The following is a 17,218-nucleotide window of genomic DNA, read 5'->3' on the forward strand; positions in this document are numbered from 1 at the left end:
TCAGCCCACCTCCGGACGGCGCGGGGTGTCCGTGCCGGGATAGGGGCCGGGAGTGGTTCCCCCGCCGTAGGTGCCGGTGGTCCCGTAGGCACCGGTGCCCGTGCCCGTGCCGGGTGCGGTGCCGCCGTAGGGCGGCTCCCCGCGGTCCGGCATCTGTCGGACCTCGCCACCGCCCGTGGTGACCGGCAGGTCCGGGGACGGTGCGGGTCGCGCGTGTTCCCCGCTCCGGCCGTCCGGGCCGTGGTGGGCGGCCTTGCCCGCCTTGGCCGCGCGGCCCAGGGCGAATCCGGCCAGCGCCGCGCCCGCCAGGAAGGCTCCGGGACGGCGGCGCGCGAACGACTCCACCTCACCGACCAGACCGCCCGCGCCCTTCTCCTCCAGGAGGTCCGCGGCGCGGCGGCTGCTGTCGGCGGCCTGGGAGGCCAGGTTCCGCACCGGGGAGTCGGACCGGGCGCTCTCGGCCATGCCCGCCAGGTCGTCGGCCCACTGTCGTATGGTGTCGGCCGTCCTCCTGGTCTGCGTGTCCGCCTCCTTGGAGGCGCGCTCCTTCAGGTGCCCGGCCATGTTGACGACCTGTTCGCGGGCGTCGCCGGTCACGTGGCGCGCCTGCTCCCTGGCGCTGCCGGCCACGGTGCCGGCCGCGTCCTTGGCCCGGTCGGCCGTGGCTCGGGTCTCCTGCTTCGCGGCCTGGCCCGTCTGTCCGCCGGGGCTGTGGCCTGTGTTCGGAGCTTCACTCACCGGTGCCTCCAGTTGGTCTACGAAATTTGACCTTTGCGGCTTTTGTGGCTAACAGCTCACAACGGGCGAAGTACCCGACCTTTCGCGTGGCATTCACACGCCATGTCCACCGGAGCCCTTTTCCGAACACCCGCCGACCGCCCCGGCCCCCACCCGAGGCGGTCGAGGCCCGTGCGGAGGGGTCTCCACACGGGCCTCGGAACCGGGAGGACGGTCGGTCAACGGCGACGGCGCCGCCGTTCGTCGTCGGACGCGCCGGCCTCCTCCTCCTCGATGCGCTCCTTGCGCACCTCTCCCCTGACGGTCTCCTGGTCCGTGCGCTCGTCGGTCGTCAGGCGCACCCGCTCCACCGGGTGGACCTCGGTGTCGACCACCGGACGCTCCTCGTGCAGCGTCACCTCGTACTCGCCCTCGGTGATCTCCGGGCCGCTCATGGCCTCGTCGACGTTCCCCTCGGTGATGGGCTCGCGCTCGACGCGGACCTCCTCGTGCCGCACGGGAACGGTCTTCTGGACCTCCTCGGTGACGACGTACTTGCGCAGCCGCGCCCTACCGGCCTCATGGCGCTCGACGCCGACGCGCATCTCCTCCTCGGAGCGGGTCATCGCGTCGTCGCGCCCGCGGGTGCCCCTGCCGGCGCCGGTCCGTTCCCCGGCGCCCGCCGCGCCGGCGGTGCGGGTGGTGCCGGCCTCCCGGCCGCGGGGGTCCCAGTCGATGCCGTAGTACTGGTACAGCCTCCGCTCCTCCTGTTCGGAGAGGTGGCCGCCCTGGTCCACATCGACGTGCGGAGCCCCCTTGACCTCGTCCTTCGAGTACGGCACCTCCAGATGGTCCTCCACCATGGCCGCGTCGTGGATCGGCACGAAGGTCTCGCTGGTGCCGAAGAGCCCTGTTCGGACGCTGGCCCACTCGGGCTCGCCCGTGGCGTCGTCGAGGAAGACGTGGCCGGCCTCCCCGATCTTCCTGCCCTCCGCGTCGTAGACCTGATGGTCCAGCACCGCGGGGATCTGCTCCTTGGTGATCATGCGGGTCTCCTCGTTGCGGTTCCTCTCGATCCACCGCTCGGGTAACACCCAAAACAGCCAGAAAACCTATAAAACCGGCAAAAACAGGGCAATCCAGATACTCCTTGTCCGGGGGGTGGCACGCCGTGTAGCACGGACGGCGGCGGGTACTCCGACGGCCGACCACACCCGCCCTCCGACCGCACCGGAAGGAGTCGCCCGTGCCGCTCCGGCTGGAGGACTACGCCCTGATCGGCGACATGCGCACCGCCGCGCTGGTGGGCCACGACGGTTCGATGGACTGGCTGTGCCTCCCCCGCTTCGACTCCGGAGCGTGCTTCGCGGCGCTGCTGGGCCGCCCCGAACACGGCCGGTGGCTGGTGGCGCCCTCGGACCGGGCCCGGCCCCTCGCCCGCCGCTACCGCGGCGACAGCCTGGTGTTGGAGACCGAGTTCGCCAGTGCCGAGGGGCGGGTGCGCGTGGTCGACTTCATGCCCGTCGACGGCTCCCACCCCACCGTGGTGCGCCTCGTCGAGGGCCTGTCGGGACGGGTGCGGATGACCTCCCGGCTGAGCCTGCGCTTCGACTACGGCCTGACCCCGCCGTGGCTGCGCGCCGAGGGCCGCAGACTGCGCGCGTTCGCCGGGCCCGACGTCGTCACCTTCGACTCCGACGTGGACTTCACCGTCGGGCACGGCGACTGCGTGGCCGACTTCGCCGTCGGCGCGGGCGACCGGTTCTGCTTCCGGCTGGTCCGGGGCGGCCCCCGGGACCCCGATCCCGCCCCCCTGGATCCGGCCCGCACGGTCGACACCGCGTCGGCCACCGAACGGTGGTGGCGGGAGTGGGCGGCCCGCTGCCGGTACACCGGGGAGTACCGCGACGCGGTGGTGCGCTCGCTGATCACCCTCAAGGCGTTGAGCTACGCCCCCAGCGGGGGGATCGTCGCCGCCCCCACCACCTCGTTGCCCGAACGGCTGGGCGGGGTCCGCAACTGGGACTACCGCTACTGCTGGCTGCGCGACGCCACCTTCACCCTGCTGACGCTGCTGGGCGCCGGATACGAGCAGGAGGCGATCGCCTGGCGCGAGTGGCTGCTGCGGGCGCTGGCGGGCGACCCGCGCCGCATGCACATCATGTACGGCGTCGAGGGCGAGCGGTTGCTGCCCGAGGTCGAGGTGGACTGGCTGCCGGGGTACGAGCACTCCCGCCCGGTGCGCATCGGCAACGCCGCCGCCGGACAGCTCCAGCTCGACGTCCACGGGGAGCTCATGGACGCCCTCCACCAGGCCCGGGCGCACGGCATCCCACCGGACCCGGACGCCTGGCGGGTCCAGCGCGCGCTGATGGACTTCCTGGAGTCCCACTGGCGGGATCCCGACAACGGCATCTGGGAGGTGCGCGGCCCCCGCCGCGACTTCACCCACTCCAAGGTCATGGCCTGGGTCGCCGCCGACCGGGCCGTCAAGGCGGTGGAGCGCTTCGGACTCGACGGCCCGGCCGACCGGTGGCGGCGCCTGCGGCAGGAGATCCACCGGGAGGTCTGCGCGTACGGTTACGACGCCGACCGCGGCACCTTCACCCAGTACTACGGCTCCGCCGGGCTGGACGCGTCACTGCTGCTCATCCCGACCGTGGGCTTCCTCCCCGCCGACGACCCGCGCGTGACGGGCACGGTGGCCGCCGTCGAGCGGGAGCTGCTGCGCGACGGCTTCGTCCAGCGCTACACGATGACCCGTGGCAGCGAGGCCGTGGACGGGCTGCCCTCGGGCGAGGGCGCCTTCCTGCCCTGCACCTTCTGGCTGGCCGACGCCTACGTCCTGCAGGGGCGCGTGCGCGAGGGCAGGGAGCTGTTCGAGCGGCTGCTGGATCTGCGCAACGACCTCGGCCTGCTGTCGGAGGAGTACGACACCACCCACCAGCGGCTGATCGGCAACTTCCCCCAGGCGCTCTCCCACATCCCGCTGGTGGACACCGCGCAGAACCTGACGGCCGGCCGGGGTCCGGCCCAGCGCCGCTCCGCCACCGACGACCGCTCCGGCCCGCCGCCCGGCGCCCCCGGCAGCGGGCCCGACGGCGCCCTTCAGTGACGGGCCAGCTCGATGATCGTCTTGATGTCGTCCGGCTCCGGCTCGAACGCCTCGGCGAAGGACTCCAGCGGCACCCGGCGGGTGATCACGGAGTCCAGCCAGCCCCGGTCCGCCTCGGCCAGGGCCTCGGCGGCGGCCGCGTAGTGCCGCAGGGTGGCGTTGACCGTGCCGACCACCACGGAGTTGTCCAGCACCAGCTCGCGGTTGATGTAACCGGCGTCGACCTCCAGCGTCCGTCCGGACGGGGAGAGCCCGGTCAGGCACAGCATCCCGTAGGGGCCCATCGTCGACATCACCCCGAAGACGACCGACGCCGCGCCCGTCGCCTCGATCACCACGTCCGGGCGCACCCGTTCCATGACCCGCTCGACGTCGTCGCTGTGGTACTCGGCGCCCAACCGCCGCACCAGCTCGGGCTTGGGGCCGCTCTCGACCCGGTCCAGGACGTGGACCTCCAACCCGCGCTGCCGGCCGAGCAGCGCGGCCAACAACCCGATCGGCCCGGCCCCCGTGACCAGCACCGAGTGCGGCGCGAACCAGGAGCGGGCCCCGATCAGCTCCACCTGTTCCCACGCCTTGGCCACCACGGTGGCGGGTTCCAGGAGCACGCCGACGTGCTCCAGCCCCGGGTCCAGGCGCACGGCGTAGTCGGCCTCGACCGTCCAGGAGGTCGCGGCGTACCCGTCCAGTTCCTTGATGCCGCGCTCGGTGAAGCGACCGTTGCGGCACATGTCGAACCGGCCGTGGGCGCAGGCCCCGCAGGGCACGGGGTCGGGGCGGCGGACGACGCCGACCACCAGGTCTCCGGGGACCCAACCGCTGTCGGGCGGTGCCTGCCGCACCCGCCCCAGGGACTCGTGGCCGACGACCAGGCGCTCGCGGCCGGGCGGCGGCGCGCCGTGGTCCCCGGACAGGATCTCCCGGTCGGTGCCGCACACACCGACCGCCAGGCCGTCCACCAGCAACTCGCCCTCGCCCGGCACGGGGTCGGGGAGGGTGTCGAGCCGCAGGGAGTTCTTCCGGTCCGGGGCCACGGTCAGCGCTTCCACATCCACTCCCTCACGGGGTCGTCCGACACGGTCCGAGCGCCTCGGGGCGCCCCTCGCGGGTACCCCGGCCGGGGTCCGGCACGCCCCCCCTCGCGGGGCGCCGCCGGGGCCGGTCCCGCCCGGCGCGGGCGGCCGACGCGTTCGAACCGGCCCCGCCGCGGGCCGCTCCGCGCCACACTGGTGGCATGTGTCGCAGCATCAGGACGCTCCGTCCGCCCATGGCCCCCGAGGTGACCGACGAGGACGTCCGGGCCGCCGCCCTGCAGTACGTCCGCAAGGTGTCGGGCTTCCGCACCCCCGCCGCCCACAACCGCGCCGTGTTCGAACAGGCCGTCGAGGCGGTGGCCGAAGCGACCCGGCACCTGCTCGACGGCCTGGAGGTGCGGGGGTCCGGACCCGGCCCCCGCCCCTGACCCGTCTCGGCCGGCGGAGCTCGCGGGGGCGCGACCGTGCGAGCGTGGCCGGCAGGGCGCCACCCGTGTGCCCGCCGGGTCGCTCTCAGGCCAGGAGCGCGCGCAGCGAGGCGATCACGGCGGTCGCGAAGGCGTCGCCGGTCGCGGCGTCCACCCGGTCCAGCGAGAGGTAGGGGTTGAGGTCCTCCAGCTCCACCAGCAGCAACTCCCCCTCGACCGTGCGGCAGGCGTCCACGCGCTGGATGCCGTGGTCGACGGCGTTCCACTCCACGAAGCGCCGCGCGAAGGCGAGGTCGGCCGTCGTGGGCTCGTACCGCTCCAGTTCCCACCGTCGGGCGGGGTCGGGGGCGTACAGGGCGTACCGGAAGTCGCGGTCGACGAAGTAGAACGACACCTCGTACCGGAAGTCGACCTTCGGCTGCACCAACAGGTCCGGGTCCAGGTCGAGGGCGATCTCGCCCAACCGTTCCGCCGGGACGGTCTCCATGCCGATGGAGTCCGCGCCCAGCTCCGGTTTGACGACGTACTCGGCCGCCCGCGGCAGGCGGTCCAGGCGCTCGCGGCGGTCGACGGTCGGGATGACCGGCTCGCCCGCCTCGGTCAACTCGACCAGGTAGCGCTTGCCCGCCATGTCGCCCCGGCCGGAGAGCTGGTTGAAGACCTTGGTACCGCGCTCCAGGGCACGGGCCCGGAAGGACTCCCACGCCTCGCGGTGGTGCAGGACGGGCCCGCTGTTGCGGACGACGACCGCGTCGAAGTCGTCCATGAGGGCCACGACGTCCGAGGGGTGGCAGAGCGCGATGTGGAACTCCTCGCGGAGCCGTGCCGACAGGTGTACGTCCTCGTCGCCGTAGCGGCGCCCCCGGGCTCGGTAGCCGAGGTCGGTGACGTAGAGGAGCGCGTGCCTGCGGTGCATGACCCCGTCCCTGGTGGTGTGCGTACGCGCACCGTACACCGCTCCGCGCGCGGCCCGACCGCGGCGGACACGGCCCGGCTCCCCCGAAAGAAGCAGAAGAAATGTGTTAAATCACCCTTGTGCCGCTTTCGAGCCTCCCAACGCTCTGTGAAGCTTGAGGTACGCACGGTGACCACCCCATCGCCACGCAGGGAGTACCCATGGTGCTGTCCATCTCCGGTGTCCTGCTGTTCGGAGTGATCGTCTTCCTGTTCTTCCGCAAGGACAACCTCAAGCTCTCCCACGCGATCGTGTGCGCGCTGTTCGGCTTCTACCTGGCGGGGTCGGCCATCGCCCCGGGCATCGAGGCGGGCGGCGCGACACTCGCCAACCTCATCGGGAACATCCCCTTCTGAGGCGGCCCCCGCCCCACCCCTCCTCGCGCCCCACTCGTTCCATCCCGTTCCATCTCGTTCCCCTCCCTCCCCGGCCCCACGGGCTCCGGGAACCCCAGCACTCCAGGACTTCGAGCCCGACGGGCTCCGGACGGCAGGAGATCGGCGTGGCCTCGCGGCCCTTCCCCTTCCCCCACGCACTCGTCCCACCGCACGCGTCCCCCTCCCGCCACGCGGCCCCGAGCGGCCTGTCCCCGGCCCGCCGCCGGGCCGCGCTGCGGACGACGGCGAACGGCGTCCTCGGCGCGCTGCGCCCGGCGACCGTGCTCGCCCGCGGCGCCGGCCGCCTCGTCGCCGCCCTGCGGCGGCGGTGGGAGCACATGCCCCCGGAGCGCCGCGGGCCGGTGCTGTTCACCACGGCCGCCTGTCTGCTCGCCCTGTGGCTCACCCCGTACGGGCCGCTGCTGGGGGCCGTCGCGCTGGCGGGCACGGTGGCCTGGCAGGGGCGCGACCGGTCCGGGAGCGCGTCCGACGGCGGGCCCGGCGAGGCGGAGCGCGCCCGACTGCAGACCCTCTACGAGGCGCTCGTCCCCCGCCTGGCCCTCGCCGACGATCCCCGCCCCCGGCCGCTGTACTCCCACGACGGCGACTGGCGGCGGGCGTTCACCGACTTCGCGTTCACCGAGGACGGCCGGTTGGCTCGGCTGCGGCTGCGCTACCCGCCGCACTTCGGCGACGGGGAGCCGGAGTGCCGGGCACGGTTGGAGCGGTTGCTGCGCGCCAGGGCCGGACGGGGCCGCGAGTACCGCTTCGTCTGGGACGAGGAGGCGGGCGAGCTGGAGCTGACCGCGCTGGAACCGCTCCCCTGCGGTGTCCCCGTGCAGCACTTCGTCACCGCCCCCGGTGAGACCGTGCTGGGGTTCACCGACCTCCACGCCGCCCCCCGTACGGTGCCCGTGGTCGAGGAGGGCGGGGAACGGCGGGACCTGCCCCCCGTGGTGTGGCGCACCGGTCCGCGCTCCACCGAGCCGCACCTGCTGGCGCTGGGCCGGGCGGGCTCGGGGACGACGACGCTGCTGCGGTCGATCGCCCTCCAGGCGCTGCGGCACGGCGAGGTGCTGGTCGTGGACGGCGGGGGCGGCGCCGAGTTCTCCTTCCTGGCCGGCCGCGACCGCGTGGTGGGGGTGGAGACGACTCCGGGCGGCGCGCTGTCGTCGTTGGAGTGGGTGGTCCGGGAGACCGAGCGCAGGCTGCTGGCCGCCAACCGGGCCCGGCAGACCGGCCGGGACGCGCCCGAGGACGTCTGCCGCCCGCTGTGGGTCCTGGTGGACCGGCCGTCGGTGCTCGGTCACCTGGCCCGCTCCGAGGGGCAGCGCGATCCGCAGGACCTGCTCCAGGTGCCCCTGCGGTACGGGCGCGCGGTGCGGATCACCGTGGCGCTGGCCGACCAGTTCGAGGGCGCCGCCGCCCTGACCGAGACCGTGCGGGCCCACACCCGGGCCCGGATCGTGCTCGGCGACGTCACCCCGGAGCAGGTGCGGGCGGTGCTCGGCGAGGCGCCCACCACCACTCCGCCGCCCGAGGTGCCGCCGGGGCGCGGCTACGCCCGGCTGGGCTCCGGGCCGGTCCACCGCCTCCAGGTGCCCGCCGCGCCGGACCCGTACGACGAGGAGGCGCCCGAGTCCCGGCGGCTGGCCGTCCTGGAGCTGCTGCCGGAGCCGGCGGCGGTGCCGGGCCGCCGCGCGGGCTTCTGACGGCGCGGCGGCCCGAGCTCGGCGGCCCCGGATCCGGGGCCGCCGGGCTCGGGCCGCCGGGCGGTTCAGGCGACGAAGGAGCGCGGGGTGTCCTCCCCCGTGTCCCGCCCGCCGGCCACCAGGCGGGCGGCGGCGGCCAGTCGGGCGGCGGCCTCCCCCGCCACCGGGCCGGAGACGGTGAACGGCAGCCGCACATAGCCCTCGAAGGCGCCGTCCACGCCGAAGCGGGTGCCCGCCGGGACCCGCACCCCCAGCCGCTCCCCCACCTCCGCGATCCGCGATCCCGACAGGCCCCCGGTGCGCACCCACAGCGTGAGGCCGCCGCGCGGGACGTCGAACTCCCAGTCGGGCAGGTGCAGCCGGAGGGCCGCGACGAGCGCGTCGCGGTTCTCCCCGGCCCGCTCGCGGCGCACGGCCACGGCCCGGTCCCAGCCGGAGAGACGCTCCCCGCCGTCCCCGACGCCCCCTTCGCCGCCGCTCAGCAGCCAGGCGACGGCGAGCTGCTCCAGCACGGGACTGCCCAGGTCCGCGGAGACGCGGGCGGCGACCAGGCTGCGGATGGTCTCGGGCGCGGCGCGGATCCACCCGATGCGCAGCCCCGCCCAGATGGCCTTGCTGACCGAACCGAGGGTGACGACGGTGGAGCCGCCGGGGTCGAACGCCGCGACCGGACGGGACGCCGGCCGGTCGGGCGCCTCCTCCCCCGGCGCGGGGTCGAGGTCGAGGCCGGACATCGTCTCGTCCGCCACCAGCACGGTGCCCGCGGCGCGGGCGGCGGCGACCAGCTCGCGGCGCTGCCCGTCGTCGGCCAGGACTCCGGTGGGGTTGTGGTAGTCGGCCATGACGTAGGCCATCCGGGGCGCGGCGTCGCGCAGCACCCGCCGCCAGGCCGGCAGGTCCCAGCCGGACAGCCCCTCGCCCATGGCGACGGGCACCAGCCGGGCGCCCGCCTCGCGCAGCAGTTGCAGCACGTTGGCGTACGAGGGGTGCTCGACGGCGACGCGCTCACCGCGCGGCGCGAACAGGGCGCGGATGGCGGCCACCGCGCCCATGGCCCCGGTGGTGATCATGATCTGCTCGGGCATCGTCGGGACACCGCGGGCGGTGTAGCGGTCGGCGACGGCCCGGCGCAGCACGGGCAGTCCGGCCGGGTAGTCGCCGTGGGTGTGGGCATAGGGCGGCAGATCGGCCAGGGCGGCCTGGAAGGCGCGGGTGAGCCAGGGCTCGGGGGCGGGCAGGGCGGCGCACCCCAGGTCGATCAGGGAACCGGCGGCCTCGGGCGGCAGCGGGCTGAGCCCGCCCGAGGGCAGGGGGTTCCCGGCGGGCAGCGCCGTCCAGCTGCCGGCACCACGCCGGGAGGCGAGGAAGCCGTCGGCGCGCAGCGCCTCGTAGGCGGCGGCGACGGTGGTGCGGCTGACCGACAGGGCGGCGGCCAGCTCGCGTTCGGCGGGCAGCCGGGCGGCGACGGGGATCCGGCCCTCCAGGACCAGCAGCCGCACGCCGTCGGCCAACGCCCGGTAGGCGGGCACCCGTCGGGCTCCGGCTCCGGTCCGGCCGCCGACCGGGCCGGTGGCCCGTTGGGAAGCCAGGAGACGGGCGAGCTGAGGTGCCCCCACTGCGGAAGTCCACTCGGCCATCCTTCAAGTCCACCTTCCCAAAATTGGCCATGGCCACGGAACGATTGCATGCCACAGGGTGTCACGCATCGGTCCACTACGCCAGAAAGGAAGGATCGGTGCCCGCTTCCAGGAAGTCGCCCCGGGACCCGGGAGAGCCCCGGACCCCCGGCTCTGTCGAGGTTCCCCCGGAACGCCTCGCCCGCCGCCTCGGCCGGCTCTACGGAGGGCTGGTGCTCTACGGGGCCAGCCTGGCGCTGATGGTCCGCGCCGACCTCGGGCTCGGCCCGTGGGACGTCTTCCACCAAGGCATCGCGGGGCACTCCGGGCTGACGATCGGCACCGTGGTGATCATCACCGGAGCGGCGGTGCTGCTGCTGTGGATACCGCTGCGGGAACGGCCCGGTCTGGGCACCGTCTCCAATGTGATCGTGGTGGGCCTGGCCATGGACGGCACCCTGGCCGCACTGCCCGAACCGGGCGCCCTCGCGGTACGGGCGCCGCTGCTGGTGGCCGCGGTGGCGCTGAACGGGGTGGCGACCGGCCTGTACATCACGGCGCGCTTCGGCCCGGGGCCGCGCGACGGCCTGATGACCGGCCTGCACCGGGTCACCGGGCGGTCGGTGCGGCTGGTGCGGACGGGGATCGAACTGGTCGTCCTGGCCGTCGGTTTCCTGTTGGGCGGCACGGTGGGCGCGGGCACGGTGCTCTACGCCCTGGCGATCGGGCCGCTCTCCCAGTTCTTCCTGCGGGTCCTCGCCGCTGACGGCCCCACCGGGACGGACGGCGACGGCCCCGGCGACACCTCGGACGGCACCGCGGACGACACCGCCGACGGCGCGGAGGGCCGCCCCGAACGGCGCCGGCGGCGACGCGCCATACTGCGTCCATGACGGCTCCCGCCCCCTCCCGCCCGCGTCCCGCCCACCCCTTCTTCGACCACCCCGCCCCGCTCGCCTTCGCCCACCGGGGCGGCGCCGCGGCGGGCCTGGAGAACACCCGCGCCGCCTTCGCGCGAGCGGTGGAGCTCGGTTACCGCTACATCGAGACCGATGTGCACGCCACGGCGGACGGACACCTGGTGGCCTTCCACGACGCCACGCTGGACCGGGTGACCGACGGCAGCGGCCCGATCGCCGCCCTGCCGTGGGCGGAGGTACGGCGAGTGCGGGTGGGCGGCACCGAACCGGTGCCGCTCTTCGCCGAACTGCTGCGGGCCTTCCCCGGCGTCCGCTGGAACGTCGACGTCAAGTCGGACGCCGCGCTGGTCCCGCTGTTGGAGGCGGTGGACACGGCCGGGGCCTGGGACCGGGTGTGCGTGGGGGCCTTCGGCGAGTCCCGGGTGGCCCGGGCCCGCGCGCTGGCCGGGGCGCGCCTGGCCACCTCGCTGGGCACCCGCGGCGTGCTGGGCCTGCGGCTCCGTTCGTGGCGGCTGCCGGGTCCGGCGGTCCGCGGCGCGCTGTGCGCGCAGGTCCCCGTGCGGCACGGCGGGATCCGGGTGGTGGACCGGGCCTTCGTCCGCCACGCCCACGCCCGGGGCCTCCAGGTGCACGTGTGGACGGTCAACGACGCGGAGCGGATGCGGGCGCTGTTGGACCTGGGCGTTGATGGCATCATGACCGACCACATCGAGACACTGCGCACGGTGTTGGCCGAGCGGGGGGCCTGGGCCTGACGGACCCGCGTCGGCGGTGCCCGGCGGGCCCGCCCCGCCCGCGTCCCACCCGCGCGCACAACGCCGAGGGGGCGCGGGTGGACACCGGAACCGTGACGGGAGCGGGCGGCGCCGAAGGGCCGGGAGGCCCCCGGGCGTCGGCGAGCGCCGGCCCGGAGGGGGACGGCGCGACGGAGCCGGGCGGCGCCCTCGGCCCGGCGGCCGAACGGGCCGCGCGGCGCCGCGAGCAGCGCGGCTGGTACTTCTACGACTGGGCCAACTCCGTCTTCTCCACCAGCGTGCTCACCGTCTTCCTCGGCCCGTACCTGACCTCGGTGGCCGAGGCCGCCGCGGACGCCTCCGGCTACGTGCACCCGCTGGGCATCCCGGTGCGGGCCGGCTCGTACTTCGCCTACGCCGTCTCCGCCTCGGTGCTGCTGTCGGTGCTGGTGATGCCGCTGGCCGGGGCGATGGCCGACCGGTCGGGCCGCAAGAAGCCGATGCTGGGCGCGTTCGCCTACCTGGGCGCGGCGGCCACCACCGGGATGTTCTTCCTGGACGGCGACCGCTATCTGCTGGGCGGAGCCCTGCTGGTGGTGGCGAACGTCTGCTTCGCCACGGCCGCGGTGGTCTACAACTCCTTCCTGCCGCAGATCGCCACGCCCGACGAGCGGGACGCGGTCTCCTCCCGCGGCTGGGCCTTCGGCTACGCGGCCGGCTCGCTGGTGCTGGTGGCCAATCTGGCGCTCTTCCTGGGGCACGAGTCGTTGGGCGTGACCGAGGGCACGGCGGTGCGCATCTGTCTGGCGTCGGCCGGTCTGTGGTGGGCGGTGTTCACCATCGTCCCGTTGCGGCGGCTGCGGGACCGTCCGGTGCTCGCCCGTCGGTTCCCGACCGGCGGTGCGGACGGGGTCGAGCCGGACGCCGTCCCGTCCGCGAGCGCCCCCCTGCGGGGCGGCCTGCGACAACTGGTGCGGACGCTTCGGGACCTGCGGCGGTATCCGCTCACCCTGCTGTTCCTGGCGGCCTACCTGCTCTACAACGACGGTGTCCAGACGGTGATCACCCAGGCGTCGGTGTTCGGTTCCAGGGAGCTGGGCATGGACCAGACCACACTGATCGGCGCGATCCTGCTGGTGCAGGTGCTGGCGGTGGTGGGAGCGCTGTCGATGGGCCGGCTGGCCGCGCGGTACGGCGCCAAGCGGACGATCCTGGGGTCGCTGGTGGCCTGGACGGCGACGGTGGGGGCCGGGTACGTGCTGCCCGCCGGGGCACCGGTGTGGTTCTTCGTGCTGGCCGCGGCGATCGGAATGGTGCTGGGCGGCACCCAGGCGCTGTCGCGGTCGCTCTTCGCCCAGCTGGTTCCGCCCGGCAAGGAGGCGGAGTACTTCTCGCTGTACGAGGTCAGCGACCGGGGGACGAGCTGGCTGGGGCCCCTGGTCTTCGGCCTGGCGTACCAGTTCACCGGGAGCTACCGGGACGCGATCGTCTCGCTGGTGGTCTTCTTCGTCCTGGGTTTCGTCCTGCTGACGCGGGTACCGGTGGCACGAGCCGTGGCGGCGGTGGGCGCTCCCGCGCCGGAGCGGATTTAGGACGAGAGGCGAAGGGCGGGTAGTGTACGCCTGCAACTCGGCGGGTGGACCGTTACTGCACGCCAATGACAAGAAAACGTCACGTCACATCTCCTTCCGGAGGTGACAAAGCGGGCGAGGGCGGGTACCGGATATCCGACGAGGCAGCGGCACGACGGGCGACGCATGTCCCGGATCGGGAATCTTCACCGCCGACCGGACGTTGACCGGATGACGACGACAGCGACACCTGTCCTGTGGGCGACAAGCCCGGGAGGCACGATTCATGAGTGAGCGAGCTCTTCGCGGCACGCGACTCGTGGTGACCAGCTACGAGACCGACCGCGGCATCGACCTGGCCCCGCGCCAGGCCGTGGAGTACGCATGCCAGAACGGCCATCGTTTCGAGATGCCGTTCTCGGTTGAGGCCGAGATTCCACCGGAGTGGGAGTGCAAGGTCTGCGGCGCCCAGGCCCTCCTGGTCGACGGCGAGGGGCCTGAGGAGAAGAAGGGCAAGCCCGCGCGCACGCACTGGGACATGCTCATGGAGCGGCGTACCCGCGAGGAGCTGGAGGAGGTACTGGCCGAGAGGCTGGCGGTCCTGCGCTCCGGCACGATGAACATCGCCGTACACCCGCGGGACAACAACAAGCGGAAGTCCGCCTGACGGTCCGCGCACGGTGGCGCGCCGGGTACGCGTGAGCACCCACGGGTGAGGGCCCGGTCACCGATCGGTGACCGGGCCCTCACCCGTGTCCGCCTCCGCCCCCCTCCCCCGGGTTTCCCGCCGGGGAAGGGGGGCGGACTTCTTCCGCGCCAGGCCCCCGCCCGTCACCTCGGGGGGCGCCCGCCGCCCCCCGGGTGGCCGTCCTCGGTGGTGTCGGTGGCGTCGTCGCGCACGACCTCGCCCTGGACGATCCGACCGCCGGGGCGGTGGATGCGGGCCTGTTCCTCGGCCGTGCGGGCCTGCCGCAGCACGTCGTCGAACGAGCCGGGGGCGGCCCGGCGCGCGCGGTGGAGGAGCCGACGCTCGACGCCCCGGCGCAGCAGGGTGGCCGTCGGCGGGAAGAGGCACAGCAGGCCGACCGCGTCGGAGAGCAGGCCGGGCACCATCAGCAGCAGGCCGCCGAGCATCGCCAGGCCGTGTCCGCCGCGCCCGGACTCCGACCGGGCGGCGGTCTCCCGGCGGGCCTCCGCGTCCGGCACGGTGCCGGGCTGGAGGCCCTCCAGGGTCTCCACCAGGCCGTGCCAGGCCCGTCGTCCCGCCCGCTTGACCACCGCGGCGCCCAGCACGACGCCCGCAACCTGCACGGCGAGGACGACCAACCCGTCGGTGGCGTCGGCGAGCAGGGTCAGCAGCCAGATCTCCAGCACCGCGAAGACGGCCACCCCCAGCGGCAGCGCCCGGGGAGGGCGGCGGCGCGGCGGTCGGGCTCCGCCAGGGGGCCGCGCCCCGCTCCCGGGCCCCTCGCCTCCGGGGCCCTCGGACGGTGGCTGGTACGGATACGGTGCGCCGGTCGTCATGTCATCCAGTGTGCCTGCGCCCGAGCGCCTGGCCGACCCGGGAGCGCACTCCCCAGGCCGTGACCCGCCAGAGCGCCTCGGCGACGATGTCCCGACTCATCTTGCTGTCACCGTACTCGCGTTCGACGAAGGTGATGGGCACCTCCACCACCTGGAATCCGGCCCGTACGGCGCGGTGGGCGAGGTCGACCTGGAAGCAGTACCCCTGGGAGGCCACGTCGTCCATGCCCAAGCCCAACAACGTCTCCCTGCGGAAGGCCCGGTAGCCGCCGGTGACGTCCTTCAGCGGCACGCCCAGCATCAGTCGGGAGTAGGTGCTTCCGCCGCGGGAGAGGAACTCCCGGTACCGGGGCCAGTTGACCACGCGCCCGCCGGGCACCCAGCGCGAGCCGAGCACCAGGTCGGCGCCCTTGAGCGCGGTGAGCAACCGCGGCAGCTCCTCGGGCTGGTGGGAGCCGTCGGCGTCCATCTCGACCAGGACGTCGTAGTCGTTGTCCAGGCCCCAGCGGAAACCGGCCAGGTAGGCGGCGCCGAGCCCCTCCTTGCCCTTCCGGTGGAGCACGTGGACGTGGTCGTCCTCGGAGGCGATCTCGTCGGCGACCTTCCCCGTGCCGTCGGGGCTGTTGTCGTCGGCGACGAGGACGTCGGCCTCGGGAACGGCGGTGCGCACTCTGGAGACGACCGGCCGGATGTTGTCGACCTCGTTGTAGGTCGGGATGATCACCAGGACCCTGCCCAGCGGGTCCTTCCGGCGCTGTCGCGCGTCGTTCACTGCTGCTGCCTCTTCTCGTCCGTCCCGATCCCCCCGTACGCCCGCCCCCGTCGGCCGAGCACGTGTGCCACGGCGCAGGACAGGACGCCCACGATAGCGAGAGCCCACTCCGGAGCCGAGCCGATCCGGTCGGCGAGTGTGGTCTCGTCGCGCAGCGGGAGGTCGGCGGTGAGCACGTCCTGGGTGAACTCCTCCGTGCGCTGCTCGATCGTGCCGTCGGGGGCCACGACGGCGCTGATGCCGCTGGTGGCCGCGGTGACGACGGCCCGGCCGTGCTCGACGGCCCGCAGTCGCGACATGACGAGCTGCTGCTCGGGCTGGCCGGTGCGGCCGTAGGTGGCGTTGTTGGTCTGGATCACCAGGGCGCGGGCGCCGTCGTTGACGGTGTCGCGCACGATCTCGTCGTAGGCGACCTCGAAGCAGATGACGTCGCCGAGACGGGCCGGACCGACGTCCAGCACCCCGGTGCTCTCGCCGGGCCAGAAGTCCCGGGGCACGCGCTGGAGACGGGTGATCACCTTGCTGAGCTGCTCGCGGTAGGGCACGTACTCGCCGAAGGGCACCGGGTGCTGCTTGGTGTAGGAGGCGCCGGGACCGGTCTCGGGGTCCCAGACGATGCCCTGGTTCTCCACGTACCCCTCGTGCTCGCGGTGGTCGACGAGGGCTCCGACGAGGATCGGGACGCCGACGGCCCCGGCGGCCCGGTCGATGGCCGCGTACGCCTGCGGATGGCGGTGGGGGTCGAGGTCGGAGGCGTTCTCGGGCCAGATGACCAGATCCGGTCGCTCCACCCGGCCCTCGTCCACGTCCTCGGCCAGCTCCAAGGTGGCCTCGACGTGGTTGCTCAGGATCAGCATCGGACGGCCGAGGAAGTCCATGCCGGGCTGTTGGACGTTGCCCTGGACGACGGCGATGCGGACGGTGTCGGCGGCCTCGGTGGGGACCGGCACGGCGTATCCGGAGACGACGGTGGCGGCGGCGAGCGCACCGGCCGCCGCGGCGGGACGGGCGGGGCGCGCCCCGCCCGTCCCGTCCCCGTCGTTCCGACCGGTGCCGCGGCGGGCGAGCGGCACGGCGCGCGCCGCGGCCCCCGCCACCACCGCGAGCAGGCCGGCGGTCAACGCGACGGCGAAGGTGACCAGGGGCGCGCCGCCCAGGGCGGCCAGCGGCAGGAAGGGCGAGTCGGTGACGGCGAAGGCCAACCGTCCCCAGGGGAAGCCCCCGAAGGGCACCCGATCGCGCGCCCACTCCTCGGCGACCCACAGGCAGGCGCCCCACAGCGGCCACAGCGGCAGCCGCGAGGACAGAGCCAGGCCGGCGCCCAACGGGACGAAGAACAGCGCCTCGACCAGGGCCAGGCCGAACACCGCGTCCCAGCCGATGACGTTGAGCCACTTCAACAGGACGAGGAAGAACGGCAGACCCGCGGCGAGGCCGAGCCAGGCGCCTTGGCGCACGGTGCGCCCCCGGGTCAGCAGACCGAGCGCGGCGACGGCGACGAGCGCCAGTGGCCACAGGTCGTACGGTGGGAAGGCCGCGGCCAGGACGACGCCGCTCGCGGCGGCCGCCGCCGTGCGCCGTGCCTCACGGCGGACCGCCCGCGCCAGGCGCGCCGGGAGACGGGGGCGACCGGCGCGCTCGCCGGTGGCGGGATCTATGGGATCGGGGCCCGATGGCACGGTCGCGGCCTTCCTTGCGGGTCTGCGGGACGAGCCCGACCGTACAACGCCGGGAGGCCCCGGT

16 protein-coding genes are annotated in these 17,218 nt (G+C 74.3%); 8 read left to right on the forward strand and 8 right to left on the reverse strand.

Annotated elements, in window-relative coordinates:
- The gene (locus F0L17_RS02665) at nt 1–738 is read right to left on the reverse strand and encodes a hypothetical protein (RefSeq protein WP_155069754.1); all 738 of its coding nucleotides are present in this window, start codon (nt 736–738) and stop codon (nt 1–3) included.
- Nucleotides 739–956: 218 nt separating this feature from the next.
- Nucleotides 957–1,763 carry a DUF2382 domain-containing protein gene (locus F0L17_RS02670; protein WP_155069756.1) on the reverse strand — a complete coding sequence of 269 codons (807 nt, stop codon included), beginning with the start codon at nt 1,761–1,763 and terminating at the stop codon, nt 957–959.
- 200 nt (nt 1,764–1,963) lie between these two features.
- On the opposite strand from F0L17_RS02670, the gene F0L17_RS02675 reads away from it, so the two are divergent.
- Entirely contained in the window at nt 1,964–3,832 is a 1,869-nt protein-coding gene (locus F0L17_RS02675) for a glycoside hydrolase family 15 protein (protein ID WP_162465696.1), read from the forward strand.
- Here F0L17_RS02675 and F0L17_RS02680 read toward each other — a convergent pair.
- Nucleotides 3,826–4,881 carry an alcohol dehydrogenase catalytic domain-containing protein gene (locus F0L17_RS02680; RefSeq protein WP_162465697.1) on the reverse strand — a complete coding sequence of 352 codons (1,056 nt, stop codon included), beginning with the start codon at nt 4,879–4,881 and terminating at the stop codon, nt 3,826–3,828. The two genes, F0L17_RS02675 and F0L17_RS02680, sit on opposite strands and share 7 nt — an antisense overlap.
- Before the next feature lie 185 nt (nt 4,882–5,066).
- Here F0L17_RS02680 and F0L17_RS02685 point away from each other — a divergent pair, with 185 nt between their 5' ends.
- Complete coding sequence (locus F0L17_RS02685; RefSeq protein WP_155069758.1) at nt 5,067–5,294, forward strand: DUF2277 domain-containing protein; 228 nt, start codon at nt 5,067–5,069, stop codon at nt 5,292–5,294.
- Nucleotides 5,295–5,379: 85 nt separating this feature from the next.
- On the opposite strand, the gene F0L17_RS02690 is transcribed toward F0L17_RS02685, so the two are convergent.
- A complete protein-coding gene (locus F0L17_RS02690; RefSeq protein ID WP_155069760.1) occupies nt 5,380–6,210 on the reverse strand; it encodes a hypothetical protein in 831 nt (276 codons plus the stop codon).
- A 200-nt stretch (nt 6,211–6,410) separates the two neighbouring features.
- On the opposite strand from F0L17_RS02690, the gene F0L17_RS02695 reads away from it, so the two are divergent.
- Nucleotides 6,411–6,605 (forward strand): hypothetical protein, encoded by a 195-nt coding sequence (locus F0L17_RS02695; protein WP_155069762.1) that lies wholly within the window; start codon nt 6,411–6,413, stop codon nt 6,603–6,605.
- A 146-nt stretch (nt 6,606–6,751) separates the two neighbouring features.
- On the forward strand, nt 6,752–8,338 hold the full coding sequence (locus F0L17_RS02700) for a hypothetical protein (RefSeq protein WP_155069765.1): 1,587 nt from the start codon (nt 6,752–6,754) through the stop codon (nt 8,336–8,338).
- 65 nt (nt 8,339–8,403) lie between these two features.
- On the opposite strand, the gene yczR is transcribed toward F0L17_RS02700, so the two are convergent.
- Nucleotides 8,404–9,975: a MocR-like transcription factor YczR gene (gene yczR, locus F0L17_RS02705; protein ID WP_155069767.1), complete on the reverse strand. Its 1,572-nt coding sequence runs from the start codon at nt 9,973–9,975 to the stop codon at nt 8,404–8,406.
- 209 nt (nt 9,976–10,184) lie between these two features.
- On the opposite strand from yczR, the gene yczE reads away from it, so the two are divergent.
- The 4 genes from yczE (at nt 10,185) to F0L17_RS02725 (ending at nt 13,846) form a co-directional block, all read left to right on the forward strand.
- Complete coding sequence (gene yczE / locus F0L17_RS02710; RefSeq protein WP_476691286.1) at nt 10,185–10,847, forward strand: membrane protein YczE; 663 nt, start codon at nt 10,185–10,187, stop codon at nt 10,845–10,847.
- Nucleotides 10,844–11,629: a glycerophosphodiester phosphodiesterase family protein gene (locus tag F0L17_RS02715; protein ID WP_155069769.1), complete on the forward strand. Its 786-nt coding sequence runs from the start codon at nt 10,844–10,846 to the stop codon at nt 11,627–11,629. Before yczE ends, F0L17_RS02715 begins: the two co-directional genes overlap by 4 nt.
- A 77-nt stretch (nt 11,630–11,706) precedes the next feature.
- Nucleotides 11,707–13,200: an MFS transporter gene (locus tag F0L17_RS02720; protein WP_338017929.1), complete on the forward strand. Its 1,494-nt coding sequence runs from the start codon at nt 11,707–11,709 to the stop codon at nt 13,198–13,200.
- 265 nt (nt 13,201–13,465) lie between these two features.
- Nucleotides 13,466–13,846, forward strand: a complete 381-nt coding sequence (locus F0L17_RS02725) for an RNA polymerase-binding protein RbpA (protein ID WP_155069771.1) — start codon at nt 13,466–13,468, stop codon at nt 13,844–13,846.
- A 164-nt stretch (nt 13,847–14,010) separates the two neighbouring features.
- Here F0L17_RS02725 and fxsA read toward each other — a convergent pair whose 3' ends face one another.
- The 3 genes from fxsA to lnt are packed head-to-tail and all read right to left on the reverse strand — an operon-like array spanning nt 14,011 to nt 17,154.
- Nucleotides 14,011–14,703: an FxsA family membrane protein gene (gene fxsA / locus F0L17_RS02730; protein ID WP_155069772.1), complete on the reverse strand. Its 693-nt coding sequence runs from the start codon at nt 14,701–14,703 to the stop codon at nt 14,011–14,013.
- A 1-nt stretch (nt 14,704) separates the two neighbouring features.
- Nucleotides 14,705–15,475, reverse strand: a complete 771-nt coding sequence (locus F0L17_RS02735; protein WP_162465698.1) for a glycosyltransferase — start codon at nt 15,473–15,475, stop codon at nt 14,705–14,707.
- Nucleotides 15,472–17,154, reverse strand: coding sequence for an apolipoprotein N-acyltransferase (gene lnt / locus F0L17_RS02740; protein WP_162465699.1), 1,683 nt, complete (start codon nt 17,152–17,154; stop codon nt 15,472–15,474). Before lnt ends, F0L17_RS02735 begins: the two co-directional genes overlap by 4 nt.
- Between the last annotated feature and the right edge of the window lie 64 nt (nt 17,155–17,218).

Source organism: Streptomyces taklimakanensis (assembly GCF_009709575.1).
Taxonomy (GTDB): domain Bacteria; phylum Actinomycetota; class Actinomycetes; order Streptomycetales; family Streptomycetaceae; genus Streptomyces; species Streptomyces taklimakanensis.

Excerpts from the sequence above, each read along its gene's own strand:
- F0L17_RS02670 (WP_155069756.1), bottom strand. The coding sequence starts at position 1,763 with ATGATCACCAAGGAGCAGATCCCCGCGGTGCTGGACCATCAGGTCTAC.
- F0L17_RS02685 (WP_155069758.1), top strand. The coding sequence starts at position 5,067 with ATGTGTCGCAGCATCAGGACGCTCCGTCCGCCCATGGCCCCCGAGGTG.
- F0L17_RS02690 (WP_155069760.1), bottom strand. The coding sequence starts at position 6,210 with ATGCACCGCAGGCACGCGCTCCTCTACGTCACCGACCTCGGCTACCGA.
- F0L17_RS02695 (WP_155069762.1), top strand. The coding sequence starts at position 6,411 with ATGGTGCTGTCCATCTCCGGTGTCCTGCTGTTCGGAGTGATCGTCTTC.
- yczR (WP_155069767.1), bottom strand. The coding sequence starts at position 9,975 with ATGGCCGAGTGGACTTCCGCAGTGGGGGCACCTCAGCTCGCCCGTCTC.
- F0L17_RS02715 (WP_155069769.1), top strand. The coding sequence starts at position 10,844 with ATGACGGCTCCCGCCCCCTCCCGCCCGCGTCCCGCCCACCCCTTCTTC.
- F0L17_RS02725 (WP_155069771.1), top strand. The coding sequence starts at position 13,466 with ATGAGTGAGCGAGCTCTTCGCGGCACGCGACTCGTGGTGACCAGCTAC.
- fxsA (WP_155069772.1), bottom strand. The coding sequence starts at position 14,703 with ATGACGACCGGCGCACCGTATCCGTACCAGCCACCGTCCGAGGGCCCC.